Origin of the sequence: Burkholderia anthina (genome assembly GCF_902498995.1) — a bacterium.
In the GTDB taxonomy this organism is placed as follows: Bacteria; Pseudomonadota; Gammaproteobacteria; order Burkholderiales; family Burkholderiaceae; genus Burkholderia; species Burkholderia anthina.
The window spans coordinates 127,733-154,173 of the sequence record NZ_CABVLY010000009.1 but is presented as its reverse complement, the minus strand read 5'-3'; the positions used below and the strand labels follow the sequence as shown (position 1 = coordinate 154,173).

The following is a 26,441-nucleotide window of genomic DNA, read 5'->3' as shown; positions in this document are numbered from 1 at the left end:
GGTGCGCAACGCCGCATCGGCGTTGGCGAAGCCGCGTGCTTCGTCCGCTGGACGGCGACGCTTTTAGATGGAGCAGCATCATGAGCAACCGCGACGACGACCGTTTCCGCGTCCGGCCTGGTGCGCCGAAACAGCGCGGCGATGCCTACGTCAACAAGGTGCTGCGGCAGGCCAACAAGGCAGGCGCGAAGCTCGGCAAGACAGCCGGCAAAGTCGGCCAGCGCCCCGGTTCCCGGTTGGGTCGCGGCCACATCGCGGCGCATTTCGCTGGCCGGGGACTTGGGGCGAACGCGCGGCGCGTGACGATCAAGGCCAGGCTGGTAAATCTGGCGAAGGCCGGGCCGCGCTCGACCGCCGCACACCTGCGCTATATCGAGCGCGAAGGTGTCGATCGACAGGGTGGGGCAGGGCACGCCTATGGGCCGACGACCGATGATGCCGACCTTGAAGCGTTCAAGAAGCGCGGCGACGGCGACCGGCACCAGTTCCGGTACATCGTCTCGCCGGAGGATACCGAACAGCTCGACGACCTGCGTACCTACACCCGTCACCTGATGGCGCGCATGGAGGCGGATCTGGGCTCGCGGCTGGAATGGGTTGCGGTCGATCACTGGAACACGGACAACCCGCACACGCATGTCGTCCTGCGCGGCAAGGACGATACCGGCAAAGACCTCATCATCTCCCGCGACTACATCGCCGAGGGGATGCGCCAGCGGGCGTCGGAGCTGGCAACGGAATGGCTGGGGCCGCGTACCGAGTTGGAAATGCAGCGCGCCATGTTGCGCGAGGTGGAACAAGAACGGTGGACGGGGCTGGATCGCAACTTGCAGCGCGAGGCCGGCGATGACGGCTCGGTGCGCGTCGAACGCTTCGCCGAACCCCGATTGCAACGCCAGCGGCAGGCGCTGATCGGTCGCCTGCAATACTTGCAGCGCATGGGGCTGGCGACCGAGCAGCAACCCGGCATATGGGCCATCCATGCCGGGGCCGAGCCGACCTTGCGGGCAATGGCCGAACGCGGCGACATCATCCGCACCATGCAGCGCGCCATGAGCGGCCAGCAGCGCGAGCTGACCGTGTTCCAGGCCAGCAAGGATGGCCGTGCCATCGTGGGTCGCGTCGCCGGTAAGGGGCTGGCCGACGAGCTGTACGACAAGGGCTACTTGATCGTCGATGGCATGGATGGCAAGGTGCACTACGTCGCGTTGCCACCGCGGTCGGAGCTGGAGCAGTACCCGACCGGCGCCGTGGTGGAAGTCAAAGGCGCGGCCGACGTGCGTACCGCTGACCGGAACATTGCAGCGCTGGCCGTCGATGGTGTGTATCGCACCGATCATCACCTTGCCGTCGCACAGGGACTAGCCATGCCCGACCGCGATCCGGGCGAGGTGGTGGCCACCCATATACGCCGACTCGAAGCCTTGCGCCGCGCTGGCATCGTTGAGCGCGAAGCTGAAGGCGTGTGGCGTATCCCCGATGGCCTGGCTGAGCGAGGCCGCCAGTACGACGCGCAGCGTCTCGACGGTGGTGTCGCAGTGGAGCTGAAATCGCACCTGCCCATCGCGCGGCAGGTCCGCGCGATCGGTGCCACCTGGCTCGACCAGCAGTTGATCGGTGGCGGCAAGGGGCTGGGCGACCTTGGCTTTGGTGCGGAGGTGAAGGACGCTCTACGTGAACGCGCCGACTTCCTGGCCGAACAAGGGTTGGCGAAGCAGCACGGGCAGCGCGTTGTCCTCGCGCGCAACCTGTTGGCGACGCTGCGCGGGCGCGAACTGACGCAGGCCGCGCAGGAAATAGCCGCCGAAACCGGCTTGGAGCATCGGCCGGTGGTCGCCGGGCAGCGCGTGGTCGGCGTCTATCGGCGCAACGTCATGCTCGCCAGCGGGCGCTACGCGATGCTCGATGACGGCATGGGTTTCTCGCTGGTGCCGTGGAAGCCTGTGATCGAACAACGGCTAGGGCAGCAACTTACCGCTACAGTGCGCGGCAGCGGAGTGTCGTGGAGTTGGGGCCATCAGCGCTCCCCCTCAATATGACTACGACAGGGCGTTGTCTTTCTCCTCCCCCAAACTTCTGCAGTACATCCCACGGCTGGACGCGGCGCATATCAACACCATTGAAAATCGGACCTAGTTCGATCTATTCCCAAGTCGGTCGAACCGGGTCATCTCATCATCGCGGATGAGCAGTTATGGCGCGAGGCGCGTGAACATGTATATGGAAGAGAGATTGATACACAGTGTTGGAGATCGGGGGCGGAATCGTCTAGTTATGCGTCGCTCGCTCGGGCACGTTCATTGATCCATCGCACTGGCAAGAACATCAAAGATTCGTTTGTTGCTGCATTGCGCGACATTGAACCGTAGATATTCTCCCGCCGTGGAGGAGACACTAAAAACGTTTCCCGGGGCAAGAACGACATGTTTCTCCAAAGCTCTTTGTGCGACTTCCGAAGATTTGAGCCCTTCAGGCAGCTTTGCCCAAACGAACATTCCCGCCGCTGGCCGTGTCCAGAGAGTGAAACCTAGGTGTTCAAGCCGCCCGATCGTGGAAGCCATATTTTTCGCCAGTCGTGGGCGTAAGCCGTCCAGATGATGACGATAGCTGCCGTCAACAAGAAGACGATGGGTAATTTGTGCGGGCAAGTCGCTCATGCCGAAGCTAGTGGCAAGAGCAAGATCAATAAGTCCCTCGATCCAGTCGCTCCGGGTAGCGATAAAACCGCAGCGTAACGCAGCAGTTAAGGTCTTGGAAAAGCTACCAAGAAGGATGACCCGTTCAAAACCGTCGAGAGCCGCTAGGCCCGGCGTTGGGTGATCCTCAAGATCGGCATATACACAATCTTCTACCAGTACAAGGTTGTGCAGTTCAGCTAGCTTAAGCAGTCGATGCGCCGTTCCGACGCTGATATTTGCACCGGTTGGATTATGCAAAGCACCAGTTGTTAAGTAGATTTTGGGATGGTGCTCGATGCACGCCGCAGCAAATCGATCGAGATCCGGCCCGTTTGGTGTGTACGGCACGCCAACAATATTTACGCGCTGTGCTTGCAGCGTTGACTGGAAGCTGAAATAGCAAGGGTCATCTACTAAAACAGTATCTCCGGGTTGAAGCAGGAATCGACACACTATGTCGATTGAGCGCGTGGCCGAATCTGTGAGCAAAATTGAATCCGGCCCAATGGCAACGTCACGGTCGTTCAGCCGTCGTGCCAATTGTTCGCGCATCGGGAGGAAGCCTTGGGGTGCTCCGTATGCGGTGAGATTGGCTTTTTCCTCACGTGCCACCCCGCGAAAAATTCTCCGCATAACTTCACTGGGCATCCACTCGTCGGGCAACCAGCCACAACCGGGTATCAAGGAGGGGTCCTTGACAGCCAGGGACTGACGCATGATCCATAACGGATCTATCGCACGCTCGAAATGCGGACCCGACTCCATCAACTTGAAGGGGCGTACCCGCGCAGAGGCATAGAAGCCCGACCCTGGTTTGACTTCTACTTCGCCTTCCGCCACTAGGCGGTCATAAGCCTCGACGACAGTTGTTTTGGATACGCCTTGCGTCTCCGCGAGCTGTCGGATCGAAGGAAGCTTTGCGCCTGGAGCCTTCTCTATGCGATTGCGTATTACCGCCATCACCACCTCGATGCGGGTGGGGGACTTGCTGCTGTTGCTCATCCGTACCTCTCAGTGAACCAGTACAGTCTCTTGAAACCGTACCTGATTGTATCTCGTTAATCTGGCTCTTGCTTGATATAAGAAACGGTTCAAGGACCATTTCAACGAGGCCAGTTTTATGCGCGTTCTCACTGTTGGTGCCGGCGCTATTGGCGGGTATTTCGGAGGTCGGTTGCTGCAAGCTGGCCATGATGTGACTTTCCTCGTGCGGCCCGGCCGAGCAAAGGAACTGACCTCGGGCGGACTAAGGATTCATAGCCCGCACGGAGATGTATTTTTTAGTTCTCCGCCAATCGTTCTGGCCAATGATCTTACGGAAAAATTCGATGTCATCCTTTTGAGCTGCAAGTCTTACGACTTGATTGATGCCATCCAATCGTTCACACCGGCCGTGGGCCCTCAAACCTTAATCATTCCGTTGCTAAATGGAATGAAGCATCTGGAAATGCTTGACGAAAAGTTCGGGCGAGAGCGCGTATTGGGTGGGCTATGCACAATCCATACGACATTGAATGAAGAACGCGAAGTCGTTCAATTGCAACCAATCCAGTCGCTGACTTTCGGGGATCGCGGGAATAATCAGCCGGAACTTCTACGTTCGGTTGATCGCTTGATTGGGTCTGGAAACTTCAATGGTTCCATCAGCGAGACCATCGAACAAGACATGTGGGAAAAGTGGATATTTATAACTCCGTTGGCAGCGGCGACATGTCTGATGCGAGCGTCCACCGATCTGATTCTCAGCGCACCAGGCGGTAGAGATTTCATCGCCACGCTGATTGAAGAATGTAAATCGATTGCTACCGCATATGGCCATGAGCCTAGAGACCAATTTGTCGAGCAGCGGCTTTCATTGCTGACTGCGGACGGTTCGCCGCTCACCTCGTCTATGTTCCGTGACATCCAGGCAGGCTTCCGAGTGGAGGCTGATAACTTGATTGGCGATCTGGTGACACGAGCTGCTGCAAAAGCCATCCCGGTTCCTTTGTTGCGCGTGGCATATACACATCTAAAAGCCTACGAGGCTCAACATTAAAGACGGAGGGAATATGGCTAACGAAAATTTGAATCGAAATATTGGCATCGTTACGAGGGATGTCTTGCTATCAGAAGATGGACTGACCTTTATGAAAGGTCTTCTCGACGGCCGCCACCCCTATCCACCATTCGCCGACATGATTGAAATCGAGTTTTCGGAAATAGATGTCGGGCACGCTGTTTTTATAGGCAGGCCAACACCCAGGTTCTTCAATCCCATTGGATCGATTCAGGGTGGATGGGCGGCAACTATTCTGGATGCGGCAATGGGCTTTGCGACTCACGCGACACTCAAGATAGGCGAAGGCTGGACCACGATTGAGATGAAGATCAACTACGTTCGTCCAGTATTGCCTGCGAGCGGGCTTGTGCGCTGTGAAGGCAAGGTAATTCACCGGGGTGGGCGGATAGCTACTGCAGACGGCCGACTCCTTGATGAACAAGGAAAGCTGTTAGCCCATGGCAGCGAGACCTGCATGATTTTCCCAGCGGAAGTTGCCTGAAATTATGCCGGTAAATGTGGATATGCGTGCTGGTAGAACAATTAGCGATGGGCCTGGACCTTGGGCCGTGGCCATGGCCGGATTTGGTTCACTGGCAATGGCGCTTTCTCTTGGTCGGTTCGTTCTTACGCCGTTGCTGCCGATAATGCTGCGTGAAGGTACGGTAACCCTCGATCAGGGTGGGGCCTTGGCAACCATGAACTACATCGGCTACCTCCTCGGAGCGCTAGTCAGCCTCTGCATACGCCCCGATCCCGCCCGGATGGTGCGCGCCTCTCTGGTACTTACCATAGCTATGACGCTGGCGATGGCGTTGCCAGGGGGCATGCTTTTTTGGGGAGCATGGCGATTCATCTCCGGGATTTGCTGCGGGTTCGTGATGGTCTACGCTACGGCCTGGAGCCAGCAGCGGCTCGCGGAGCTTGGTCACCTGAAATTGGGCGGGGTGATGTTCTGTGGCCCAGGTGTCGGTGTGCTGCTAACCAGCGTGCCTACATTTGGCATGACCGCCGCGCATTGGCCCGCGAGTTGGGGGTGGGCTGCCTTCACGATTCTCGGTGTGGCGATGCTCGCACCCATCTGGCGCATTCTTCGGTCGCCGTCCCGCTCGCGCCGCGTGGGTCGGACGACGGGGTCGGAATCATCGACTACCGAATCACATATGACTTTGCAGCTCGATCTCGAAGCTGTGGCGATAACAATAATCTTCGGCCTTGCGGGTTTCGGCTACATCATCACAGCTACATTCCTGCCCGTTATAGCTCGCCATGCGATGCCCGGAAGCACATGGATTGAGTTGTTTTGGCCGTTGTTTGGCGTTGGTGTCACTGTGGGCGCATGGCTGGTCGGGCGCATCGGGCTGCATCACGACAATAGGCATATCCTGATAGTTCTGTACACGGCTCAAGCCATTGGTGTTGGTACCGCCATTGTGTCGCCTACTGTAATGGGCTTCGCCATCAGCAGCCTATTAGTCGGTGTTCCATTTGCGGCCATCACGTCTATTGCGATGCGCGAGGCTCGCCGTTTGCGAGGATCTAAAGCGGTGAAACTGATTGGCCTCATGGTTGCAATTTACGCCAGTGGTCAAATTGCTGGGCCACCTCTCGCAACAGCTTTAGTAGCACGTACAGGTGGGTTCAATGCATCGCTTGGCGTAGCCGCAGCAGCGTTGACTATTGGCGCACTTGCTTGCCTAGCTTTATCTCTTCTCAAACCCGTTCGTGATCGCGATATCAGATAAAAACTAAATACGCGGATCGACGATTTCATTAGTAGCATTCCTACATATGTAAAATGGAGCGAACATCGTGAGCGATCACACAGAAAGTCGGCGTCAGGCTGAAATATTCTCGCAACTGCATGGCAAAGAGTATCCACTTGTGCTTGTCAATGTATGGGACGCGTGGTCAGCAATCGAATGCGAGGCGGCGAGTCATATGGCACTTGCAACGAGCAGCCACTCCGTGGCCTCAGCTTTAGGCTACAAGGACGGAGAGAATATTCCGCTCCAATCACTGCTAACTGTAGTGGAGAGCATAAGCCGCGCCACGTCCATTCCTCTTACAGTGGACTTCGAGGCGGGTTTTGGAGATACGTCCAAGGCGATTGAGGATAGCGTTGCCTTGGTAATCGACGCCGGAGCTGTTGGGGTCAATCTCGAAGATGGCCTCTTAGATCATAAGCGAATCCTGTCTAGTGCCGACCATCATTGTGAACGGATAGCCGGGGCTCGGGCCGCAGCTGATGGCCGTAATGTACCCTTGTTCATTAACGCGAGATTCGATGGAATACTTCTCGAAAGGCGACAGACTGAAACGCTCGTTGATGAGGCTATCCGGCGATGCAAGCTGTACCAGGAGGCCGGAGCCAACGGGCTATTCGTACCAGGGTTAACTGAATTGCCATTGATACAGCGGCTAAGTCAGTCGATCGATCTGCCGCTGAATATCATGATGGTACCCGGTTGTCCAACTGTCGATGAATTGGCCTCTGCTGGAGCCAGGCGGATAAGCCTTGGGGGGGCGCCGTTCGAATTCGTGCGGCGAGCGTTTCGTCAGGCAATCAAGGACTTTTCAGCCGACTCTTCAGCCTTCTTCTCGTCCGTGCGGGCCAGGACGTAAGCACCTCCCGGCTCGATGTGGTGCATGTCTCTCACCGTAGCTCTGTCACGAGGATCTGATCTCCTTCTGATAGGAAATTAGTCAATCCGTCCATGTTTATGTACCGGTACAGTAATACAAATCTGTACCTGTTCTGTCTCTGGTGAAGTTGTCGATATGGGACAGAGAATATGCGACTGGCTCTATTGCCTAACACCTTTGGAAGATTTCATAGGAGAACATCATGATCTACGACGACATAACCCGCACCATTGGTCGCACGCCACTCGTGAGGTTGAGCCGACTAGGCGGCGATCGGTTTGGCTCCATTCTCGCAAAGCTGGAAATGCGTAATCCGGGGGGCAGCGTGAAGGATCGCGTTGGTTTAGCTTTGATCGAGGATGCAGAGGCGAGTGGCCGGATCAAGCCCGGTGCTACGTTGATCGAAGCAACGGCAGGAAACACCGGTATTGGCCTCGCTGTCGCCGCAGCTGTAAAGGGATATCACTTAATCGTCGTGATGCCTGAAGTCATGTCGGAAGAACGAACGGCTCTGCTGCGACATTTTGGTGCCGAAGTGCGCCACACGCCGGGTATCTTGATGGCGGACGCTGTGCAGCTTGCGAAGAAGCTCCTGCAAGAGATTCCGGGAGCGATTCTCCTGGACCAGTTCAACAACCAGTCGAACACAGCAGTACACCGTCGCACTACTGCCGAAGAAATTTGGGCCGATACGAGCGGAGATATTGATGTTCTGGTTGCTGCTGTCGGTACAGGTGGAACTCTCATTGGGACGGCAGGCGCATTGAAAGAGAAAAAACCCAACTTGCACGTTGTTGCAGTCGAACCGCTGGATTCCAATGTGCTTTCCGGCGGTAAAGCGGGACAGCATCGTATTCCCGGCATTGGGGTCGGTTTTGTACCTCCTCTGTTTGATCGCCAACTCGTTGACGAGGTGATCGCGGTGTCAAACGATGACGCCTTCAGCGCAGCACGTATGTTGGCGAAACGCGAAGGCATTTGCGCTGGTATATCAGGTGGAGCGGCGATTCACGCTTCTTTGTCTCTGTTGCAGCGGCCAGATATGCAGGGCAAGACAGTAGTAGCCATCCTGCCGGACACTGGTGATCGTTACGCTAGCTCGGGGCTTTTCGATCACTCGTAAGTTCGGCCTGGTTCGCTGCATCGTCACTGGAGGCAACGGTTGATGGAACTTCGGCATCTGAAGTGCTTTCTGGCCGTTGCAGAAGAATTGCACTTTGCGCGTGCAGCGGAACGACTGCACATTGAACAATCTCCACTGTCACGAGCGATCAAGGAGTTGGAAGAAGATCTTGGCATCCAGCTTTTTGTTCGCACTACACGAAGTACCCGGCTAACTCTTGCAGGAAAGCTGTTTATGGAGCATGTGCCGCGCGTCTTCACTGCTTTACAGCAGGCGCGAGATAGCGTGCGGGCTGCCGCTAATGGATTTCATAGTCAGTTGCGCGTCGCACTCTCAGATGGCATCCCACCGTCGCGCTTCTCAACCTTTCTGGCGTTGTGCCGCCAAGAAGAACCCGAGATCGAGATACGTCTGTTCGAGGTTCCATTAGCGCAACAGATCAAAGGATTGCACGACGATTTGTACGATGTGGGATTTGCTCGATCAGATGATGTCGGAGACGGCATTCTTGCTGAAGCTGTTTGGGACGATCCATTGATGGTGGCGATGCCAGCGCGCCACCCTCTAATGACATACAAGCGCATCCCTCTTGAGGAAGTTCTGCACTATCCACTGGTACTTGGAAATCCTCACGCATGTGAAGGCTACGCAAGGCAAATCGAACGCGTACTGCGTCGTGTCGATCGCGAGCCGTTAGTCGCTGAACGGGTTTCGTCCGTCGATTTGATGATGGCACTGGTGGCGGCAGGATTCGCCTTGGGTTTGATTGGTGCCTCGCAGATCGCCGCCAGCCGCGAGCCCGGCGTGGTAGCCCGACCGTTAGCTGGTCGTGCAGCCATGCTCACCACGTACTTACTCCGATCAGATAACGAACTTTCGGAAACACTAGCTCGCTTCGTTGAACGGACAAATACCTTGGGATTGTCTCCTACCAAGGAGCCGGCCGTATTGCCTGATTCCAGCGCTTCGGAGGAAATCGAACCATGAAAAAGGTCATCTTTCTTCTGCTTGCTTCAATGTTAGCTGCTTGCGGTAAGTCCGAGCTGGTCGAAACAGTTGACTCGCTCGCGGCAAACCCAGAGCGTTTGAAGGAACTGCATCAGCAGTGCAAGACAGATCGTGCCAAGCTTGGCGATGCTCTCTGTGATCGTGCGGCCGAGGCAATCAATCGGCGTTTTTTCGGCAATGGCCAGACTCCGTATAAACCACCTAAGGAGCAGCCCAAGTTCTGATCGTGGGCGAGTCGGTACCAATTCCAGCTATTAACCACGAGGAGTTTCCATGACTTCCCACACACCTGACGATGTGCGGCTCATCGACTGCTGCGAAGCAGAACACGCATCCGCCATTCTGGCGATATTGAACGAGGCTATCGTCAACTCGACGGCCTTGTATGACTATGTTCCTCGGCCGCCGCAGGCGATGACTAACTGGTTTGCCACCAAGAAAGCAAATGGATTTCCTGTCGTGGGCGCCGTCGATGCTTCGGGAAAATTGTTGGGCTTTGCAAGTTGGGGCTCGTTTCGCGCATTTCCTGCCTACAAATACACAGTAGAACACAGCGTATATGTGCATTACGAGCAGCGGGGACGTGGTCTTGGCAAGCTTCTGATGAACGACTTGATTTTGCGTGCACGTAAGGCCCAACTGCACGTACTGGTCGGGTGCATCGATGCCACCAATACCCCCAGCATCAACTTGCATGAGCGACTGGGGTTCGTACATTCCGGCACGTTTCCCCAGGTCGGATTTAAGTTTGGTCGCTGGTTGGATGCGGCATTCTATCAACTCAATTTGGAAACGCCGGTACAACCGCAGGATGGCTAAGAAGCTCGCCGAGCCAAAGTCTAGTTCGTCATCTTTTCACCAAAATCTCCATTTTTTTAACTCGCCACGCCGCAATGCGCCATCGCTTGCGGCGTTTCGCTTTAGTTCGACTCTGCGCGGAATCTTGCTTTTTCCTCGACGTTTCTCCCGATAACGGTCTTTGACCGGCCCTAGACCTGACTCTGATCCTCGCATGTGCGGCACGCCTTTGTGCCGCGTGTTGTGCAGGAGAAAGCGGAGGCCAGGATGCAAGGTCAAGGCGTGCTGTTCGGACAGGTTGCCGTCGTGTTCGGCGTTGTGATCGCAGGCGTAGAGGCCGCGACACAGTGGACAGCAGCGGCTCTTGCCTTCCAGCTACGCCTTGGCTCGCCGTGGTTTGATTTCTTCGGTACGCCGGTCTACTACCCGTGGCGGCTGTTCGGGTGGTGGTTCCTCTACGACGGTTACGCGCCACGCATCTTCAACATAGGCGGGGCCATCGCGGCCGGCAGCGGCCTGGTGGCCGTGCTGGTCGCCATCACCATGTCGGTTTGGCGCTCGCGGCAGTCGAAGCTCGTCACGACCTATGGTTCGGCGCGCTGGGCCGAAACCGCCGATATTCACAAAGCCGGCCTCGACAAGCCGGCCGGCGTATTCCTCGGCCTGCATCGCGGTCAGTACCTGCGGCATGAAGGTCCAGAACACGTACTGACTTTCGCGCCGACGCGCTCGGGCAAGGGCGTCGGCCTTGTCGTGCCGACGCTGTTGAGCTGGCCGGCGTCCGCCGTCATTCACGACATCAAGGGCGAGAACTGGCAGATCACGGCCGGTTGGCGCTCGTGCTTCTCGCATTGCCTGCTGTTCAACCCGACCGATGCGAGGTCGGCCGCGTACAACCCGCTGCTCGAAGTCCGGCGCGGCGCGTATGAAGTGCGCGACGTACAGAACATTGCAGACATTCTGGTCGATCCCGAAGGCGCGTTGGAGAAGCGCAACCATTGGGAGAAGACCTCACACGCGCTGCTGGTCGGCGCGATCCTGCATGTGCTCTACGCAGGCGAGGACAAGACGCTGCGTGGTGTTGCCAACTTCCTGTCCGATCCGGCTTGCCCGTTCGAGTTGACACTGCATCGGATGATGACGACGCGCCACCTGGGCGATACGTCGCATCCCGTCGTCGCGTCTGCTGCGCGCGAAGTGCTCAACAAGTCGGACAACGAGCGTTCTGGCGTGTTGAGCACCGCCATGTCATTCCTCGGCCTGTACCGCGACCCCACGGTGGCCGAAGTCACTTCGCGCTGCGACTGGCGCATCGCCGATCTGATCGCATCCCAACATCCCGTCTCGCTGTACCTCGTCGTGCCGCCGTCCGACATCAGCCGCACGAAACCGCTGGTGCGCCTGATCCTCAACCAGATCGGCCGGCGTCTGACCGAATCGCTAGACGGCAGCGACGGCATCGCGCGCCGCCACAAGCTGCTGCTGATGCTTGACGAGTTTCCGGCGCTGGGCCGGCTCGACTTCTTCGAGACAGCGCTGGCATTCATGGCCGGCTACGGCATCCGTAGTTTCCTCATCGCGCAGTCGCTCAATCAGATCGACAAAGCCTACGGTCAGAACCACTCCATCCTTGATAACTGCCATGTGCGCGTGACGTTCGCCACCAACGACGAACGCACCGCCAAGCGAATCTCCGAAACGCTCGGCACCGCAACCGAGCTGCGCGCGCAGCGCAACTACGCTGGCCACCGGCTCGCGCCGTGGCTCGGGCACTTGATGGTGTCGCGTCAGGAAACCGCGCGTCCTCTGCTCACGCCGGGTGAAGTGATGCAGCTCCCGCCTGGCGATGAAGTGGTGATGGTATCCAGCGTCGCGCCGATTCGCGCCAAGAAGCTGCGCTACTACGCCGACGCCAATTTCAAGCGCCGCGTGCTGCCGCCGCCCGCGCTTGCGGCCGGGCGCTATGTCGATGCGCCGCCGCTGCGGCCCGACGACTGGAGCGGGCTGGCGATTCCCGCCGTTCCAGCGGCCCCTGTCTCAGCCGGCCTCGCTGGCGACGACACCAGCATTGCAGACGACGGCGGCCCACGTCGCCAACCGGAACTGTCCGAAGTCGCCGAATACAGCCCCGAACCGCAATCCGCCGACAACGACCTAGCGCTGCTCGATGACGACGACTTGCCGCTGCCGCTTCCTCGTCAGCTTGATCCGGCCATGCAACGCGCGGCCCGGCTGGCGTCCCTCGACCAACTAGATGGGATCGAGTTATGAGCCAGTACCGCCTCAACCTGTTCATTCCGCGCGAACACGCCAAACGCCTCGACGAACTGGCCGCCAAGAAAGGCGTCTCGAAATCCAGCATCGTCGCGGCGGCGCTCGCGTCCTGGTTGTCGCCCGACGCGGGCGACCAGCGTGAGGCTGCCATCGCCAAGCGGCTCGACCGGCTGACACGCCAGTTCGAGCGGCTGGAGCGCGACCAGAACATCGAGATCGAGACGCTGGCGCTGTTCGTCCGCTACTACCTGACCGTCAGCACGCCGGTTCCCGAAGCCCTTCAGGAAGCCGCCCGCGCGCAGGGCAAGGCGCGTTTCGAGCAATTCGTCGAACAGCTCGGCCGCCACCTGATGCGCGGCCGCAGTCTCGTGCGCGACGTGGTGGAGGAGTTGAATCCCGACACTGCACGACTCCACGACGCGGCGGCATTGGCCGAGGCCGAGGAGCGTGCGTCATGAGCGACGTGCCGCAGTCCTTCGCCACCACGTCGCTCGACCGGCGTATCCGCATGTTGCGCACGGCAATGGGGCCGCTGATCGCCGCCGCGCTCGAAGACCCAGACGTGGTGGAAATCATGCTCAATCCCGACCACACGCTATGGGTTGATCGCCTGTCGTCAGGCCGCGCCCCAATGGGCGCCGAGCTGTCCGAAGAAGACGGCGAACGCATCATCCGCCTAGTCGCCGCACACGTCGGTGCAGAAGTGCATCGCGGCCAACCGCTCTTGACCGCCGAGCTGCCTGAGACGGGCGAACGCTTCGAGGGCATCCTGCCACCGGCCGCGCCGGGGCCGGCCTTCGCGCTGCGTAAGCGCGCGGTTGGCGTCATTCCGCTGGAACGCTACATCACCGACGGGATGATGACGGTCGAACAGGCCGCATTCCTGCGTGACGCGGTACACGAGCGGCAGAACATCCTCATCGCCGGCGGCACCAGCACCGGCAAGACCACGCTTGCCAATGCCTTGCTCGCGGAAATCGCCGCCACCGGCGACCGCGTGCTGGTACTTGAAGACACCGTAGAGCTCCAATGTGCGGCGCGCGATCACGTTCCGCTGCGCACGCGCGCGGGCGTCGTGTCGATGACCGAGCTGGTGCGCGCCACGATGCGATTGCGTCCCGACCGCGTGATTGTCGGCGAGGTACGCGGCGGCGAGGCGCTGGATCTCATCAAGGTGTGGGGCACCGGGCATCCGGGCGGCATCGCCACGATTCATGCTGGCTCCGCGCTCGGCGCGCTGTTGCGCTTGGAGCAACTGATTCTCGAAGTGGCCGTGAACCCGCCGCGTGCGCTCGTCGCCGAAGCGGTCAACGTCGTCATCCACATCGCCGGCCGCGGCCGGCGTCGCCGCATCGAGAGCATCGCCCGCGTGCTCGGTTTCGATGGCGTGGGCTACCGCTTGGCGGATGTGCTGGAAGCACCGCTTCCTGAGCTGCCGCTTTCTTTCCCGTCCTCTGACCAACCTGGAGAACTGCCATGACGCAGATGCACACCCATGCTTTCCGCTTTTTCGTAAATCCGGTTTCGTGCGTCGCGCGCCTGCGCCGACTGGCTGGCCCCGCGCATCACGGCCTGCTGCTCGCTGCGGTCATGCTGATGGCGGCTGGCACGGCACGGGCATCCGGTTCGTCGATGCCTTGGGAAACCCCATTGCAATCCATCCTCGATTCCATTCAGGGGCCAGTCTCCAAGATCATCGCCGTCATCATCATCATTTCGACTGGCCTGGCACTGGCTTTCGGCGACACCAGCGGAGGCTTCCGCAAGCTGATCCAGATCGTGTTCGGCCTGTCCATCGCGTTCGCGGCATCGAGCTTCTTCCTATCGTTCTTCAGCTTCTCCGGCGGGGCCGTCGTATGAATACGGCCAATGACCTGCCGGGCTTCGAGGTGCCACTGCATCGCTCGCTCACCGAGCCGATCCTGATGGGCGGTGCGCCGCGCACCGTGGCGATTGCCAACGGCACGCTATCCGGTGCGGTCGGGCTGGGCCTGCAACTGTGGATTCCCGGTGTCGTGCTCTGGATCGTCGGGCATTCGCTCGCCGTGTGGGGCGCGCGCGTGGATGCGCAGTTCATGCAGGTGTTCGCCCGGCATCTTCGGCACAAGCCGCTTTTGGACGTGTGACGGGAGACGCCGCGATGCTGAACCTCGCCGAATACCGTCACCGTCCGGCCTTGCTTGCCGACTGGCTGCCGTGGGCCGGCCTAGTCGCGCCCGGCGTCGTGCTCAACAAGGACGGTAGCTTCCAGCGCACGGCGCGCTTTCGCGGGCCTGACCTGGACAGCGCGACGCAGAGCGAGCTAATCGCCACGACCGCGCGCCTGAACAACGCGCTGCGCCGGCTCGGCGCCGGCTGGGCGTTGTACGTCGAAGCCGAACGCCGGCCGGCAGCCGACTATCCACACTCGGATTTTCCCGAGCCGCTGTCTTGGCTGGTGGACGAAGAACGCCGCGCGACGTTCGAGGAATCGGGCAACCACTTCGAGAGCGGCTATCACCTCACGCTTCAATACCTGCCGCCGGAAGAATCACGGGCACGCGCGGCCAAGTTGCTATACGAGAACTCCCCGACCAATGGCGTGGATTGGCGAGAACGCCTGGCCGCGTTCGTTTCTGAAACCAGCCGCATCTTCGATCTGCTCGACGGCGTGATGCCGGAGATCGATTGGCTCGACGATGCCGACACGCTGACCTACCTGCACGCGACCGTCTCGACACGGCACTATCGGCTGGCTGTCCCGGAAGTGCCGTTCCACCTCGACGCGCTGCTGGCCGACATGCCGCTGGTTGGCGGCCTGGCGCCGATACTCGGCGATCGGCACCTGCGCGTCGTCACCGTGCGCGGGTTTCCGACCTCGACCTGGCCGGGGATTCTGGACGACCTCAACCGGCTCGGTTTCGCCTACCGCTGGAGCACGCGCTTTCTGTGTCTGGACAAGGCCGAGGCCGAGAAGGAACTCGGGCGGCTACGCCGGCAGTGGTTCGCGAAGCGCAAGAACGTCCTCGCGCTGCTGCGCGAGACGATCTTCCAGCAGGAAAGCCCGCTGGTCGATACAGACGCGAGCAACAAGGCCGCCGACGCGGATGCGGCGATGCAGGAGCTTGGTAGCGATCAAGTCGCCTTCGGCTTCGTCACCGCGACCGTCACCGTGCTCGATAGCGATGCCAACACGGCTGACGAGAAGCTGCGCCAGGTCGAGCGCGTGATTCAGGGCCGGGGCTTCGTGACGATCCCCGAAACCCTCAATTCGGTGGAGGCATGGCTGTCGTCGGTGCCGGGCCATGCGTATGCGAACGTGCGCCAACCCATCGTTTCGACGCTGAATCTCGCGCACCTGATGCCGGTGTCGGCGGTATGGGCCGGGCCGGAGAGGAACGCGCACCTCGACGGCCCGCCGCTGATCGTGACCCGTACCGAAGGCGCGACTCCGTTCCGGCTGGTGACACATATCGGCGACGTGGGCCACACGCTGATTGCTGGTCCGACCGGCATGGGTAAATCCGTACTGCTCGCCACGCTGGCGATGCAGTTCCGCCGCTATCCCGGTGCGCGCATCTTCGCTTTCGACATGGGGCGCTCGATGCGGGCGACGACGCTGGGCCTGGGCGGCGAACACTACGACCTCGGCGCCGATGGCGCGATCGCATTCCAGCCGCTCGCGCGCACCGACCTGGAGGGCTATCGCACCTGGGCCGCCGAATGGGTCGAAGGCCGCCTGACATACGAAGGCATCGCCGTCGGCCCCGACGAGAAGGCGGCCATCTGGTCGGCGCTCGGCAGCCTTGCCGGTGCGCCGCTCGAACAGCGCACGCTTACGGGCCTGTCGGTGCTGCTGCAATCGAACGCGCTGCGCCAGGCGCTTGCGCCGTATGTGCTCGGCGGCGCACACGGCAAGCTGCTCGACGCCGATCACGACCGGCTCGGCGCGGCTGACGTGCAGTGCTTTGAGATGGAGGAACTGATGCACAGCAAGGCCGCGGTGCTGGCCGTGCTGGGCTATCTGTTTGCGCGTTTCGATGAGCGGTTCGACGGTGTGCCGACGCTGCTGATCCTTGACGAGTCCTGGCTGTTCCTCGATGACCCGGTGTTCGCGGCGCGCATCCGCCAGTGGCTCAAGACGCTGCGCAAGAAGAACGTCAGCGTCATCTTCGCCACGCAGTCGCTCGCGGACATCAAGGATTCGACCATCGCGCCCGCAATCATCGAGAGCTGCGCGAGCCGTATTTTTCTGCCGAACCCGCAGGCGGCCGAGCCGCAGATTCGCACGATCTACGAAGGCTTCGGCCTCAACAGTCGGCAGATCGAGATCGTGGCTACTGCACAGCCCAAGCGCGACTACTACTACCAGTCCACCGCAGGCAATCGCCTGTTCGACCTCGACCTAGGGCCGGTCGCGCTCGCGTTCGCGGGCGCCTCGACACCCCAAGACCAACGCAACATCGACCGCGTGCTGACACAGGCGGGTGCTCCCGGCTTCTCGGGTGCTTGGCTGCGCCACCGCGGCCTCGATTGGGCGGCCGACCTTTTGCCGTCCGCGCCATCCGCCGCGTCCTTCCTCGCTCCTCAACCGCTGGAGGTTTCGCCATGAAAATTCGCTTTCTTGCCATCGCCATTGCCACGTTCATCGGTGTGATGCCTGTCGCGCACGCGCAATGGGCCGTCATCGACGCGACCAATCTTGTGCAGAACACGATGACGGCCGCACGCACTTTGGAGCAGATCAACAACCAAGTCCGGCAACTCCAGAACCAGGCGCAGTCGCTGATAAATCAGGCGCGCAATCTGGAGAGTTTGCCGTTCAACGTCGTCAGTCGGCTGCAATCGACGCTGGCGACCACGCAGCAGCTCATCACGCAGGCGCAGGGACTGGCGTTCCAGGTGCAGAGCATGGACCAGCAGTTCGCGCAGTTGTATCCGCAGCAGTACACCGCCACCGTGACGGGCAACCAGATGTACCAGGACGCGCACCAGCGTTGGCAGAACACGCTCAACGGCTTGCAGACCGCGATGCAGATGCAGGCGCAGGTATCGCAGAACGTGACCAGCGACGAAGGCGTGCTGACCGACCTTGTGGGCCAGAGCCAGTCAGCCACCGGCGCCTTGCAAGCCCAGCAGGCGACCAATCAGCTTCTCGCCTTGCAGGCCAAGCAGTCGATCCAGGCGCAACAGCTTCAGCTCACGCAGGGCCGCGCATCGGCGCTGGAACTGGCGCGAGAGGCCGCCGCCGTCGAACAAGGCCGCGTCATCACGCAGCGTTTCCTCGGCACCGGCACGCCGTACACGCCGCAGCCGGTGAATTTCTACGGCAACTGACGGGCACGGCCATGAACCGCACGCCCGTCCTGTTCGCCATTGCGTGCCTGCTGGCCGGTTGCGACCGGCCGCAGGCGCTGTCGGTCGATGCGCTGGCCGCTGACCCCGAGCGGCTGCACGCGCTGCACGGGCAATGCCTGCACGGCCAGCACGATGCCGCGCTTTACGCACAGGTCGAACAAGCCAACTTGCGGCGCTTTTTCTCCGGGCGCGTTGGCCCCGGCGAGTACCAGACGCTCGCCGACCTGCCGCCCATTCCGGCCAGCTTCGACGGCCCCAGCGAATCGACGGAGCAACGGCCATGAACGATGTTTCGATCATCGACCACTTCCTCAGTGTCTTTTCCACCTACATCGACTCGGGCTTTGGCCTGCTGCGTGGCGAGGTCGGATTCTTGACCGCGACGCTGGTGGTCATCGACATGACGCTGGTGGGCCTTTACTGGTCGCTCGGCCATGCCACCGACCAGGGCGAGGACGTGATGGCGAAGCTCATCCGCAAGGTGCTGTACGTCGGTGCCTTTGCCTACATCATCGGCAACTTCAACATGCTGTCCGGCGTCGTGTTCCGTTCCTTCGCTGGACTCGGCCTGACCGCCACCGGCTCGGCCGTGAGCATGGAGACGTTCCTGCAACCGGGACATCTCGCCAAGACCGGCATCGACGCCGGTATGCCGATCCTCGAACAGATCAGCGACATGGCGGGCTTTCCCGAGGTGTTCATCAACATCACGCCCATCGTCGTGATGTTCCTCGCCTGGCTGACCGTCATCGTCTGTTTCTTCGTGCTGGCGGTGCAGCTTTTCATCACGTTGATCGAGTTCAAGCTGACCACACTCGCCGGTTTCGTGCTGGTGCCGTTCGCGCTGTGGAACAAGACCGCGTTCCTCGCCGAAAAGGTGCTCGGCAATGTGGTGTCGGCGGGCATCAAGGTACTGGTGCTGGCCGTCATCGTCGGCATCGGTACGGGGCTGTTCGCGCAGTTCCCGACGACGCCCAGCGAGCCGTCCATCGATCATGCGCTGGTCGTGATGCTGGCCTCGCTCGCCTTGCTTGCGCTGGGCATCTACGGGCCGGGCATCGCCACCGGCCTCGTGTCCGGCGCGCCGCAGCTCGGCGCGGGTGCGGTGGCCGGCGCCGCCGTAGGCGCGGCCGGCACCGCGGTTGCAATCGGCGTAGCAGCTACCGGCGTCGGGGGCGCGGTCGCGGCTGGGGCGCGCATGGCGCCAGCCGCCGCCAGCGCGCTCGGCAAGGGCGCGCGCATGGCCGCGTCCACGGCGGGTAGCGCCGGAGCAGCGTTCCACGCCGGTTCTGCCGCAGCGGGTGGAGGCGCGAAAGGTGCAATGGCGGGCTTCGGCAACGTCGCCAAGACCGGAGCACAGGCCGTCGGCCAGAAGGCCGCCGCTGGCGCACGCGCGTTCGGGGAACGTGCTGCCGCTGCTTTCCGTTCGGACGGCGCGAGCGGTAGGGCATCCGGCGGTAGCAGCAGTGGCGCTGCCTCCGGCGCGACCGCATCCGGCGACTCCGCCGCCAACCCCACCGACCAGCCGCAACCCGCGTGGGCCAAGCGCCTGCACCGCCGCCAGCAACTCGCCCATGCCGCGACCACCACCGCACACACGTTGCGCGGCGGCGACGGCGGCGGCTCGGCGCAAGGCCCGAGCCTGGGCGATTCCGACCATTGAGGAGAACCAGCCATGCGATTCAAGCGACCGCAGGTGCGCTACGCCGACACGCCGCAGCCAGCCACCCCGTATCAAGCCGCCGCGCAGGTGTGGGACGAGCGCATCGGCTCGGCCCGCGTGCAGGCGAAAAACTGGCGCTTCATGGCCTTCGGCTGTCTCGCGCTCGCCTTGCTGATGGCGGGCGGCCTGGTCTGGCGATCGGCGCAGTCCATCGTCACACCCTACGTGGTGGAGGTGGACAAGACCGGCCAGGTGCGCGCGGTCGGCGAAGCCGCCACGCCGTATCGACCGGCGGATGCGCAGATCGCATACCACCTGGCGAACTTCATCACGCTGGTTCGCTCGCTCTCCATCGACCCGATCGTGGTGCGGCAGAACTGGCTCAACGCCTACGACTACACGACCGACCACGGTGCGGCCGTGCTCAACGACTACGCCAGCAAGAACGATCCGTTCGCTCGCGTCGGCAAGGAGTCGGTGACGGTGCAGATCACCAGCGTTACGCGCGCCAGTGATTGGTCGTTCAACGTCCGGTGGACGGAGCAGCGGTTCGTCAACGGCGCGCCCGCTGGCATCGAACGCTGGAACGCCGTGCTGTCCATCGTCCTGCAAACCCCGCGCACTGAACAGCGGCTGCGCAAGAACCCGCTCGGCATCTACGTCAACGGCCTGTCGTGGAGCCGCGAGCTGGATGCGTCCGAAGGAGCCAAGCCATGAACCCGTCTTTCCGCTTTTACGCTTTCGTGTTGGTCGTGGCAGCCTTGCCAGGCTGCGCCTCGCAGGGCAAGCCGCCGCCGCATATTTCGCTCGACGAGCCGGTGCAGGCACAGCAGCAGTCCGAGCCGCCCAAGCCAGTCGAAGTGGTGGAGGTGCCGAAGGTGTTGCCAATGCCGGCGCAGATGAAGCCACTGCCGGATGCGGACGACGCCAAGCCTGCGCCGGAACCGGCTGACGAAATCGTGCGAGTCTCGCGTGCGAATGCCGAGGCGCGTATGGCCCCCACGCGCGAGGGCTATGTCAACGCGATTCAGGTGTGGCCCTTCACCGACGGCGCGCTGTATCAGGTTTATGCCGCGCCGGGGCGCGTTACCGTGATTTCGCTGCAGGCTGGCGAGGAACTGGTGACGGTCGCTGCGGGCGACACTGTGCGCTGGATCGTCGGCGACACGTCCAGCGGCGCGGGCGACGCGCTCCGCGTGAGCGTGCTGGTGAAGCCCATCCGCTCGGGCCTCAAGACGAATCTGGTCATCAGCACCAGCCGGCGCACCTACCTGATCGAACTGACCTCGACGGACAAGGCATGGATGGCGTCGGTGTCGTGGGAGTATCCGAAAGACCAGATGCTCGCCTTGCAGCGTCAGGATCGGGCGGCACAAGCAGCCGCGCCGATCGACGCCGGCCTGTCGCTGGAGAAGATCCGTTTCCGCTACGCAATCAGCGGCAGCAATCCGCCGTGGAAGCCGCTGCACGCCTTCGACGACGGCGAGAAGGTCTATATCGAGTTTCCACCCGGCATCGCCCAAGGCGAGTTGCCGCCCCTGTTCGTCATCGGCTCGCAGGGTGACGGCCAACTCGTCAACTACCGCTTCCGCGCGCCGTACTACATCGTGGATCGGCTGTTCGGCGCGGCCGAACTGCGCCTGGGCGGCGACAAGGGCGACGTGGTGCGTATCGAGCGCACGGATGGCACGCGGGGGAATTGACCATGAGCCAGGATGAAAGCCCGGACGTACCGGTTCCCGATGCCGCGCCGAAGGTTGCGCCGGAGAACGTCGAGCTGCGGGCGCAGCCGCGCCCGGTGACGCGCCTCAATCGCCGCACACTCGCACTGCTGGCCGGTGGTCTCGGTGCTGCGGTGCTGGGCGCAACGATGTGGTCGTTGCAGCCGAAGCACCTGCGCGGCAATAACGACACGACCGAGCTTTACAACGTGGATCGCGTGTCGAAGTCCGAAGAACTCGGCCAGCTTCCCGCCGATTACTCGAAGCTGCCGCCGCCAATGCCGACGAAGGTGCCCGAGTTGGGGCCGCCGCTGCCGGGCGACCTCGGCCCGGTCATCGTGAAGTCGCAGCCGCCGGCCGTAGCGAACTACGCGCAGCCTGGCCAAGATGCAGCGGCGGCCGAGCGCGACGCGCTACGCAAGGAAGCTGAAGCAGCGGCGGGTTCGTCGGTGTTCTTCCGTTCCAGCAGTTCGCAGCGCGCCGCTGCCGCGACCGTTGCGCCCACGCAAATCGCCTCGGCCGTGCCAGCGTCCGGCCTGGCGGGTTTCGACCCACAGGCCGCCGGGCCGGCCTCGACAGCGGCGCAGCCGGCCGACCCGACCGCCGTGCAGAACCGGCAAGACCAGAAAGAGGCGTTCCAGACTGCCGGAATTACGCAAACCCGTAATTCCGGCAGTCTGCAAACGCCGACCTCGCCGTATCAGGTGATGGCCGGCACCGTGATCTCGGCGGCGCTGCTAACGGGCATCAAGTCCGACCTGCCGGGCGACGTGATCGGCACCGTGACGGTGCCGGTGTACGACACGGCGACGGGCCGTTATCTGCTGATTCCGCAGGGTTCGCGCATCCTCGGCAAATACAACAGCCAGGTCGCCTACGGGCAGAGCCGCGTGCAGATCGTGTGGAACCGCATCATCCTGCCGGACACGTCTTCGCTCACGCTGGACAACTTGGCCGGAGCCGATGCGGCTGGCTATGTGGGTCTGGAGGACGGCGTCGATTGGCATTGGGGACGCATCCTGGCGGGTGCCGCGCTGTCTACCCTATTGGGCGTGGGTTCCGAACTGGCCGTCTCGAACCAGGGCAATGCCAACGGCAATACCGTCATCGCGTTCCGGGATAGCGCGCAGGACACGGCCAATCAGGTCGGCCAGGAGTTCACACGCCGCAACCTCAACATCCAGCCGACCTTGACGGAGCGGCCGGGCCTGCCGGTCAGCATCATTGTCAACCGCGATCTGGTGCTGCGACCGTACCAACCGCTGTTCTTCAACTGAGGGACTTCACGATGAACACGACGCGCAAGCTGCGGCTGGGGCCGCTGCCGAAGACCGAAAGCATCAAGCTGACCTTCGCGTGCCCGTCCAGCCTAAAAGCTGACCTTGACCGCTACGCCGCGTTGCACGCGCAAGCATATGGCGAGGCTTTCGATGCCACGACGTTGATTCCGCACATGTTGGAGGCCTTTATGGTTGGGGATCGAGGGTTTCGGCGGACTAACAAATTCCCGGCCACGAAGCCCATCGCCAAAGACGGCTGACAGCTATCTGTCGCGCTTCCGATAAGTCGCCGCTGTCTGCGCCCCTGGGCCTGATGCGGTGGACTGTGCCACCTCCGCACCGTCGGCACCTGCCTCCTGTAGGAGGTAGATCGGCGCGATGTGCACATTTCCGATCTCCTTCACAGCCCTCTGAAAAGTGTGAGACAATACGCTTAGTCCGTTTTTGTTTCAATAAAATATATTTTAAATCAATGGGTTGTGCGTGTTATGGGCGAATTGAGTGGTTTGAAGGCTGATTTAGCCCAGATTGTGCGATTGGCACTGGCTGAGCAGACGGAGGATGTTCGTCTGTTCGCTGCGAGGCTGGTCAGAAAGTATCGGGGCACCGAGCCAGAGTTGGCTGAGCAGGTGGATTTGTTCCTTCGCGCCAAGCCGCATCGGGCGGGGGCGCCATTGCGCAAGGCGGCCGCGCCGTCCTTCACCGAACAGGTGCTGCCGGTGGATGATGAATCGCGTTTGTCGCTGCTTAAGGTTTTCAAGGACTCTCCGGATCGCGAAGCGCCACTGCTGTCCGCCAGTCTAGAAGAGTCCCTTGGTCAGCTAATTCAGGAGCGCAAGCAAACAGCCCGTCTCACCGCACTGGGCTTGACGCCGACGCGCTCTGCCATCTTTGTTGGTCAGCCAGGTGTCGGCAAAACGCTGACAGCGCGTTGGTTGGCAGCTCAACTTGGCGTGCCGTTGTACGTACTCGATCTGACTGCTGTGATGAGTAGCTTGCTGGGACGTAGTGGCAGCAATCTGCGCGCAGCACTGGATTTTGCCAAACGTGTCCCCTGTGTCTTGTTGCTGGATGAGATCGACGCGATCGCCAAACGACGTAGCGACGACACTGACGTCGGCGAACTCAAGCGGCTGGTGACCGTGATATTGCAGGAGGTTGATGAGTGGCCGGCGACGGGGATGCTACTGGCAGCAACCAATCATCCGGAACTGATCGATCCGGCGCTATGGCGTCGATTCGACCTCGTGGTCGAATTCAAGGTGCCAGAGGCAGCAGCAGTCAAAGAGGCAATCAAGCACTTCCTGGGGCCGGACTTCGCCCTGTTTGGGCGTTGGATCGAGATTCTGGCCTTCGCGTTTCGCGGCCAGTCCTTCAGCGACATCGAGCGCGAGATACAGCGTTTCCGACGTGCTGTGGCGTTGGGGACGACACCAGATGCAGATTTGATCGAAGAGTTCATCAAGGCGCGCGCTCTGTCGCTGGACCGTCAGGGGCGCATCGATATGGCGGTGCTGCTGGCTAAGCAGACGCGTTTGTCCCAGCACAGCATCTCGGATATCACCGGCGTGAGCAGAGACACCATTCGCAAGTACACAAGCGACGGATCGACCGTCGCGCCCAAAAAACGGGGGCGTGAGGCATGAACCAGACCAATTTCCTGATCGGGCGTGGCGAGTTGCTGACCCACGAAATCAAGGGGCCGAAGCGCGGCATGGATAAGGCTGAGGTCTACACGCTGCAGCAGGCGAGGAGTCGACTGACACCGCAGTTCCTCGACGTTGCAGCAAGCCTCGATACCTTGCCTGACAACGCCTGCCCGGGGGATTTGGGGGTAGCACGCCTCGCGCTCAATCCCAGCTACATTGCGCGCTCTTTTTTTCCGGTGGCCATGCTGCGCAGCGTAGGTCTTGAGTCGGTCGGCAGCAGGGCAGTCAAACTTACGCCGGACGGCTGGTCGAAGAAGGGACCGCCGCGGGAGTCGACCACCACAGAGCTATTCGTGGTGGGCAGGCGCCAAGCCTTCCGTCAGTTGAAGGACTGGGCAGGGCAACTGGAGGAGGGGTCGAGCGAAGCGAAGGATCTGTCGCATATCGAGCGGATTTCCGCGTTCGAACCGAAGGATCGTATCGTTTCGCTTGGCGAGGAAAAGGATCGCTTCTTCGAGGTTGGCATCCATATGCTTCCTGGCGACAATGATCAGTTCGTGCAGCGGGCATTTGCCAAGTACGCGGCTGATGTCGGCGTGAAGATCCATGCCGACTTGGCGTTTAGCGCTGGCAATCTGTGGTTCCTCCCGATTGAAGGTGCGCATGACAACGTTGTGCGTCTGGCCGAATTCTCATTTGTTCGCGTAATTCGTTCTATGCCGAAGCTGCGTGGTATGCGTCCCGTGCAGCGTTCGGCGGCTGTGACGGTGGCGTGCAGTCTGCCGACAGAACAGCCGTTATCGTCCGAGCCTAAGGTGGCTATCCTCGATGGCGGTTTGCCCGAGCTGCACGGCATTGCGCCATGGTTGCATACCTACCGCGTTCTGGATGAAAAGGCAGAGGACGATCCGGGCGGCTTGGAGCATGGCCTTGGTGTGACTTCGGCATTCCTGTTCGGCCCAATCGCTCCGAATAGCACCGCTGCACGGCCTTACTCTTACGTCGATCACTTGCGCGTTCTGGATCGCGAGACTGACTCGGAAGACCCATTGGAGCTGTATCGTACGCTGGGACTGGTCGAAGAAGTGCTGTTGTCGCGACAGTATCAGTTCATCAATTTGAGTCTCGGGCCGGATCTTCCAATTGATGACACGGATGTGCATGCCTGGACTTCCGTGATCGACGACCTGCTCAGCGATGGCGAGACGTTGATGACCGTGGCTGTTGGCAACAATGGTCAAATGGATAGGTCGGTAGGAAACGCCCGTGTGCAGGTACCTTCGGACTGCGTCAATGCGCTAGCTGTGGGCGCTGCCGACAACATCGACGCATCATGGTCACGCGCCGCGTACAGTGCCATTGGGCCGGGGCGTAGCCCCGGCGTGGTGAAGCCAGACCTCATGGCCTTCGGCGGGGATGCCGCTAACTCCAAGTATTTTCATGTGTTGGCGCCAGGTGCGAAGCCGACACTGGTGCCGCAGTTGGGTACCAGCTTTGCGTCGCCATATCTATTGCGCAATGCCGTCGGTGTCCGAGCGATTCTAGGCGCGGACTTAACGCCGCTGGCTATCAAGGCCCTGCTCGTTCACGCAGCAGACTCGTCCACGCACGACAAGCTAGAAGTGGGTTGGGGCAAGATCCCAGAAGACTTGATGGATGTTATTACGTGCCCAACCGGCGTGGCGAGGGTGGTCTATCAGGGTGAGCTGAAACCGGGAAAATATCTGCGTGCGTCACTTCCGCTGCCTGCCGGTGGTTTGCAAGGCAACATCCGCCTGAAGGCGACCTTCTGCTATGCGTCGCCCACAGACCCGCAGGATGCCGTTGCCTACACGCGGGCCGGCTTGGAAATCGTGTTCCGGCCCAGCGACAAGAAGGTCAAGGAAGGCAAGAGCAACGCGGACACGAAGGGCTTCTTCGATATGAAGAAGTACTCTACGGAAGAGGAGCGTCGTTCCGACATGGGCAAGTGGGAGACGGTCCTGCACGGTCACAAGTCCATGCGCGGCACTAGCCTGGATAACCCCGTGTTCGATATCCACTACAACGCACGCGAGGCCGGTGCGCCGACGACAAGTGCGGAGAAGATTCGCTACGCGCTAATTATCACTGTCGAGGCACCCAAGCACGCGGATCTGTACAACGACATTTTGCGCGCCTACGCCAAGATGTTGGTGCCCATTCAGCCGAAGGTCACTCTGCCTATTCGTGTGTAGCGGCAAA

General features: G+C 61.0%; 25 protein-coding genes. 24 read left to right on the top strand and 1 reads right to left on the bottom strand.

The features are described 5' to 3' along the window. The first annotated feature begins 80 nt into the window (after positions 1 to 80). Positions 81 to 2,039, top strand: coding sequence for a relaxase/mobilization nuclease and DUF3363 domain-containing protein (locus BME24068_RS14255; RefSeq protein ID WP_174926471.1), 1,959 nt, complete (start codon positions 81 to 83; stop codon positions 2,037 to 2,039). Between the two features lie 258 nt (positions 2,040 to 2,297). Here BME24068_RS14255 and BME24068_RS14250 read toward each other — a convergent pair whose 3' ends face one another. After that, positions 2,298 to 3,680, bottom strand: coding sequence for an aminotransferase-like domain-containing protein (locus BME24068_RS14250; protein WP_174926470.1), 1,383 nt, complete (start codon positions 3,678 to 3,680; stop codon positions 2,298 to 2,300). 118 nt (positions 3,681 to 3,798) lie between these two features. Here BME24068_RS14250 and panE point away from each other — a divergent pair, with 118 nt between their 5' ends. From panE to BME24068_RS14135, 23 genes are all read left to right on the top strand, one after another. After that, positions 3,799 to 4,716: a 2-dehydropantoate 2-reductase gene (gene panE, locus BME24068_RS14245; protein ID WP_174926469.1), complete on the top strand. Its 918-nt coding sequence runs from the start codon at positions 3,799 to 3,801 to the stop codon at positions 4,714 to 4,716. A 13-nt stretch (positions 4,717 to 4,729) separates the two neighbouring features. Next, complete coding sequence (locus BME24068_RS14240) at positions 4,730 to 5,221, top strand: PaaI family thioesterase (RefSeq protein ID WP_174926468.1); 492 nt, start codon at positions 4,730 to 4,732, stop codon at positions 5,219 to 5,221. A 73-nt stretch (positions 5,222 to 5,294) separates the two neighbouring features. Continuing rightward, on the top strand, positions 5,295 to 6,464 hold the full coding sequence (locus BME24068_RS14235; protein ID WP_239007612.1) for a YbfB/YjiJ family MFS transporter: 1,170 nt from the start codon (positions 5,295 to 5,297) through the stop codon (positions 6,462 to 6,464). 67 nt (positions 6,465 to 6,531) lie between these two features. After that, positions 6,532 to 7,344, top strand: a complete 813-nt coding sequence (locus BME24068_RS14230; protein WP_174926467.1) for an isocitrate lyase/PEP mutase family protein — start codon at positions 6,532 to 6,534, stop codon at positions 7,342 to 7,344. A 223-nt stretch (positions 7,345 to 7,567) separates the two neighbouring features. After that, entirely contained in the window at positions 7,568 to 8,488 is a 921-nt protein-coding gene (gene cysK / locus BME24068_RS14225) for a cysteine synthase A (protein ID WP_174926466.1), read from the top strand. Positions 8,489 to 8,530: 42 nt separating this feature from the next. Next, positions 8,531 to 9,475: a LysR family transcriptional regulator gene (locus BME24068_RS14220; RefSeq protein WP_174926465.1), complete on the top strand. Its 945-nt coding sequence runs from the start codon at positions 8,531 to 8,533 to the stop codon at positions 9,473 to 9,475. Further along, positions 9,472 to 9,720 carry an EexN family lipoprotein gene (locus BME24068_RS14215; protein WP_174926464.1) on the top strand — a complete coding sequence of 83 codons (249 nt, stop codon included), beginning with the start codon at positions 9,472 to 9,474 and terminating at the stop codon, positions 9,718 to 9,720. Before BME24068_RS14220 ends, BME24068_RS14215 begins: the two co-directional genes overlap by 4 nt. Positions 9,721 to 9,769: 49 nt before the next feature. After that, entirely contained in the window at positions 9,770 to 10,315 is a 546-nt protein-coding gene (locus BME24068_RS14210) for a GNAT family N-acetyltransferase (RefSeq protein WP_174926463.1), read from the top strand. Positions 10,316 to 10,561: 246 nt separating this feature from the next. Continuing rightward, positions 10,562 to 12,565, top strand: coding sequence for a conjugal transfer protein TraG (locus BME24068_RS14205; protein ID WP_174926462.1), 2,004 nt, complete (start codon positions 10,562 to 10,564; stop codon positions 12,563 to 12,565). After that, positions 12,562 to 13,026 carry a ribbon-helix-helix protein, CopG family gene (locus BME24068_RS14200; protein ID WP_174926461.1) on the top strand — a complete coding sequence of 155 codons (465 nt, stop codon included), beginning with the start codon at positions 12,562 to 12,564 and terminating at the stop codon, positions 13,024 to 13,026. The genes BME24068_RS14205 and BME24068_RS14200 overlap by 4 nt, the downstream gene beginning before the upstream one ends. Continuing rightward, positions 13,023 to 14,048 carry a P-type conjugative transfer ATPase TrbB gene (gene trbB / locus BME24068_RS14195; RefSeq protein WP_174926460.1) on the top strand — a complete coding sequence of 342 codons (1,026 nt, stop codon included), beginning with the start codon at positions 13,023 to 13,025 and terminating at the stop codon, positions 14,046 to 14,048. Before BME24068_RS14200 ends, trbB begins: the two co-directional genes overlap by 4 nt. After that, on the top strand, positions 14,045 to 14,428 hold the full coding sequence (locus BME24068_RS14190; protein WP_174926459.1) for a TrbC/VirB2 family type IV secretion system protein: 384 nt from the start codon (positions 14,045 to 14,047) through the stop codon (positions 14,426 to 14,428). Before trbB ends, BME24068_RS14190 begins: the two co-directional genes overlap by 4 nt. Next, entirely contained in the window at positions 14,425 to 14,694 is a 270-nt protein-coding gene (locus tag BME24068_RS14185) for a VirB3 family type IV secretion system protein (RefSeq protein ID WP_174926458.1), read from the top strand. Before BME24068_RS14190 ends, BME24068_RS14185 begins: the two co-directional genes overlap by 4 nt. A 14-nt stretch (positions 14,695 to 14,708) precedes the next feature. Further along, positions 14,709 to 17,159 carry a conjugal transfer protein TrbE gene (gene trbE, locus BME24068_RS14180; RefSeq protein ID WP_174926457.1) on the top strand — a complete coding sequence of 817 codons (2,451 nt, stop codon included), beginning with the start codon at positions 14,709 to 14,711 and terminating at the stop codon, positions 17,157 to 17,159. Beyond that, the gene (gene trbJ / locus BME24068_RS14175; protein ID WP_174926456.1) at positions 17,156 to 17,884 is read left to right on the top strand and encodes a P-type conjugative transfer protein TrbJ; all 729 of its coding nucleotides are present in this window, start codon (positions 17,156 to 17,158) and stop codon (positions 17,882 to 17,884) included. The genes trbE and trbJ overlap by 4 nt, the downstream gene beginning before the upstream one ends. 11 nt (positions 17,885 to 17,895) lie before the next feature. Then, a complete protein-coding gene (locus BME24068_RS14170; RefSeq protein ID WP_174926455.1) occupies positions 17,896 to 18,189 on the top strand; it encodes a hypothetical protein in 294 nt (97 codons plus the stop codon). Continuing rightward, the gene (gene trbL / locus BME24068_RS14165; protein WP_174926454.1) at positions 18,186 to 19,568 is read left to right on the top strand and encodes a P-type conjugative transfer protein TrbL; all 1,383 of its coding nucleotides are present in this window, start codon (positions 18,186 to 18,188) and stop codon (positions 19,566 to 19,568) included. The genes BME24068_RS14170 and trbL overlap by 4 nt, the downstream gene beginning before the upstream one ends. A gap of 12 nt (positions 19,569 to 19,580) precedes the next feature. Next, positions 19,581 to 20,285: a conjugal transfer protein TrbF gene (trbF, locus tag BME24068_RS14160; RefSeq protein WP_174926453.1), complete on the top strand. Its 705-nt coding sequence runs from the start codon at positions 19,581 to 19,583 to the stop codon at positions 20,283 to 20,285. Then, positions 20,282 to 21,271: a P-type conjugative transfer protein TrbG gene (gene trbG, locus BME24068_RS14155; protein ID WP_174926452.1), complete on the top strand. Its 990-nt coding sequence runs from the start codon at positions 20,282 to 20,284 to the stop codon at positions 21,269 to 21,271. The genes trbF and trbG overlap by 4 nt, the downstream gene beginning before the upstream one ends. Before the next feature lie 2 nt (positions 21,272 to 21,273). Next, the gene (locus BME24068_RS14150) at positions 21,274 to 22,566 is read left to right on the top strand and encodes a TraB/TrbI/VirB10 family type IV secretion system protein (protein ID WP_174926451.1); all 1,293 of its coding nucleotides are present in this window, start codon (positions 21,274 to 21,276) and stop codon (positions 22,564 to 22,566) included. Between the two features lie 11 nt (positions 22,567 to 22,577). Continuing rightward, a complete protein-coding gene (locus BME24068_RS14145; RefSeq protein WP_174926450.1) occupies positions 22,578 to 22,829 on the top strand; it encodes a DUF2274 domain-containing protein in 252 nt (83 codons plus the stop codon). A gap of 228 nt (positions 22,830 to 23,057) precedes the next feature. Next, positions 23,058 to 24,215 carry an AAA family ATPase gene (locus BME24068_RS14140; RefSeq protein WP_174926449.1) on the top strand — a complete coding sequence of 386 codons (1,158 nt, stop codon included), beginning with the start codon at positions 23,058 to 23,060 and terminating at the stop codon, positions 24,213 to 24,215. Next, the gene (locus BME24068_RS14135) at positions 24,212 to 26,434 is read left to right on the top strand and encodes a S8 family peptidase (protein WP_174926448.1); all 2,223 of its coding nucleotides are present in this window, start codon (positions 24,212 to 24,214) and stop codon (positions 26,432 to 26,434) included. Before BME24068_RS14140 ends, BME24068_RS14135 begins: the two co-directional genes overlap by 4 nt. Positions 26,435 to 26,441 lie beyond the last annotated feature (7 nt).

Coding starts and splice junctions, on each gene's coding strand:
- BME24068_RS14255 (WP_174926471.1), top strand. CDS start 81: ATGAGCAACCGCGACGACGACCGTTTCCGCGTCCGGCCTGGTGCGCCG.
- BME24068_RS14250 (WP_174926470.1), bottom strand. CDS start 3,680: ATGAGCAACAGCAGCAAGTCCCCCACCCGCATCGAGGTGGTGATGGCG.
- panE (WP_174926469.1), top strand. CDS start 3,799: ATGCGCGTTCTCACTGTTGGTGCCGGCGCTATTGGCGGGTATTTCGGA.
- BME24068_RS14240 (WP_174926468.1), top strand. CDS start 4,730: ATGGCTAACGAAAATTTGAATCGAAATATTGGCATCGTTACGAGGGAT.
- BME24068_RS14235 (WP_239007612.1), top strand. CDS start 5,295: ATGGCCGGATTTGGTTCACTGGCAATGGCGCTTTCTCTTGGTCGGTTC.
- cysK (WP_174926466.1), top strand. CDS start 7,568: ATGATCTACGACGACATAACCCGCACCATTGGTCGCACGCCACTCGTG.
- BME24068_RS14220 (WP_174926465.1), top strand. CDS start 8,531: ATGGAACTTCGGCATCTGAAGTGCTTTCTGGCCGTTGCAGAAGAATTG.
- BME24068_RS14215 (WP_174926464.1), top strand. CDS start 9,472: ATGAAAAAGGTCATCTTTCTTCTGCTTGCTTCAATGTTAGCTGCTTGC.
- BME24068_RS14210 (WP_174926463.1), top strand. CDS start 9,770: ATGACTTCCCACACACCTGACGATGTGCGGCTCATCGACTGCTGCGAA.
- BME24068_RS14205 (WP_174926462.1), top strand. CDS start 10,562: ATGCAAGGTCAAGGCGTGCTGTTCGGACAGGTTGCCGTCGTGTTCGGC.
- BME24068_RS14200 (WP_174926461.1), top strand. CDS start 12,562: ATGAGCCAGTACCGCCTCAACCTGTTCATTCCGCGCGAACACGCCAAA.
- trbB (WP_174926460.1), top strand. CDS start 13,023: ATGAGCGACGTGCCGCAGTCCTTCGCCACCACGTCGCTCGACCGGCGT.
- BME24068_RS14190 (WP_174926459.1), top strand. CDS start 14,045: ATGACGCAGATGCACACCCATGCTTTCCGCTTTTTCGTAAATCCGGTT.
- BME24068_RS14185 (WP_174926458.1), top strand. CDS start 14,425: ATGAATACGGCCAATGACCTGCCGGGCTTCGAGGTGCCACTGCATCGC.
- trbE (WP_174926457.1), top strand. CDS start 14,709: ATGCTGAACCTCGCCGAATACCGTCACCGTCCGGCCTTGCTTGCCGAC.
- trbJ (WP_174926456.1), top strand. CDS start 17,156: ATGAAAATTCGCTTTCTTGCCATCGCCATTGCCACGTTCATCGGTGTG.
- BME24068_RS14170 (WP_174926455.1), top strand. CDS start 17,896: ATGAACCGCACGCCCGTCCTGTTCGCCATTGCGTGCCTGCTGGCCGGT.
- trbL (WP_174926454.1), top strand. CDS start 18,186: ATGAACGATGTTTCGATCATCGACCACTTCCTCAGTGTCTTTTCCACC.
- trbF (WP_174926453.1), top strand. CDS start 19,581: ATGCGATTCAAGCGACCGCAGGTGCGCTACGCCGACACGCCGCAGCCA.
- trbG (WP_174926452.1), top strand. CDS start 20,282: ATGAACCCGTCTTTCCGCTTTTACGCTTTCGTGTTGGTCGTGGCAGCC.
- BME24068_RS14150 (WP_174926451.1), top strand. CDS start 21,274: ATGAGCCAGGATGAAAGCCCGGACGTACCGGTTCCCGATGCCGCGCCG.
- BME24068_RS14145 (WP_174926450.1), top strand. CDS start 22,578: ATGAACACGACGCGCAAGCTGCGGCTGGGGCCGCTGCCGAAGACCGAA.
- BME24068_RS14140 (WP_174926449.1), top strand. CDS start 23,058: ATGGGCGAATTGAGTGGTTTGAAGGCTGATTTAGCCCAGATTGTGCGA.
- BME24068_RS14135 (WP_174926448.1), top strand. CDS start 24,212: ATGAACCAGACCAATTTCCTGATCGGGCGTGGCGAGTTGCTGACCCAC.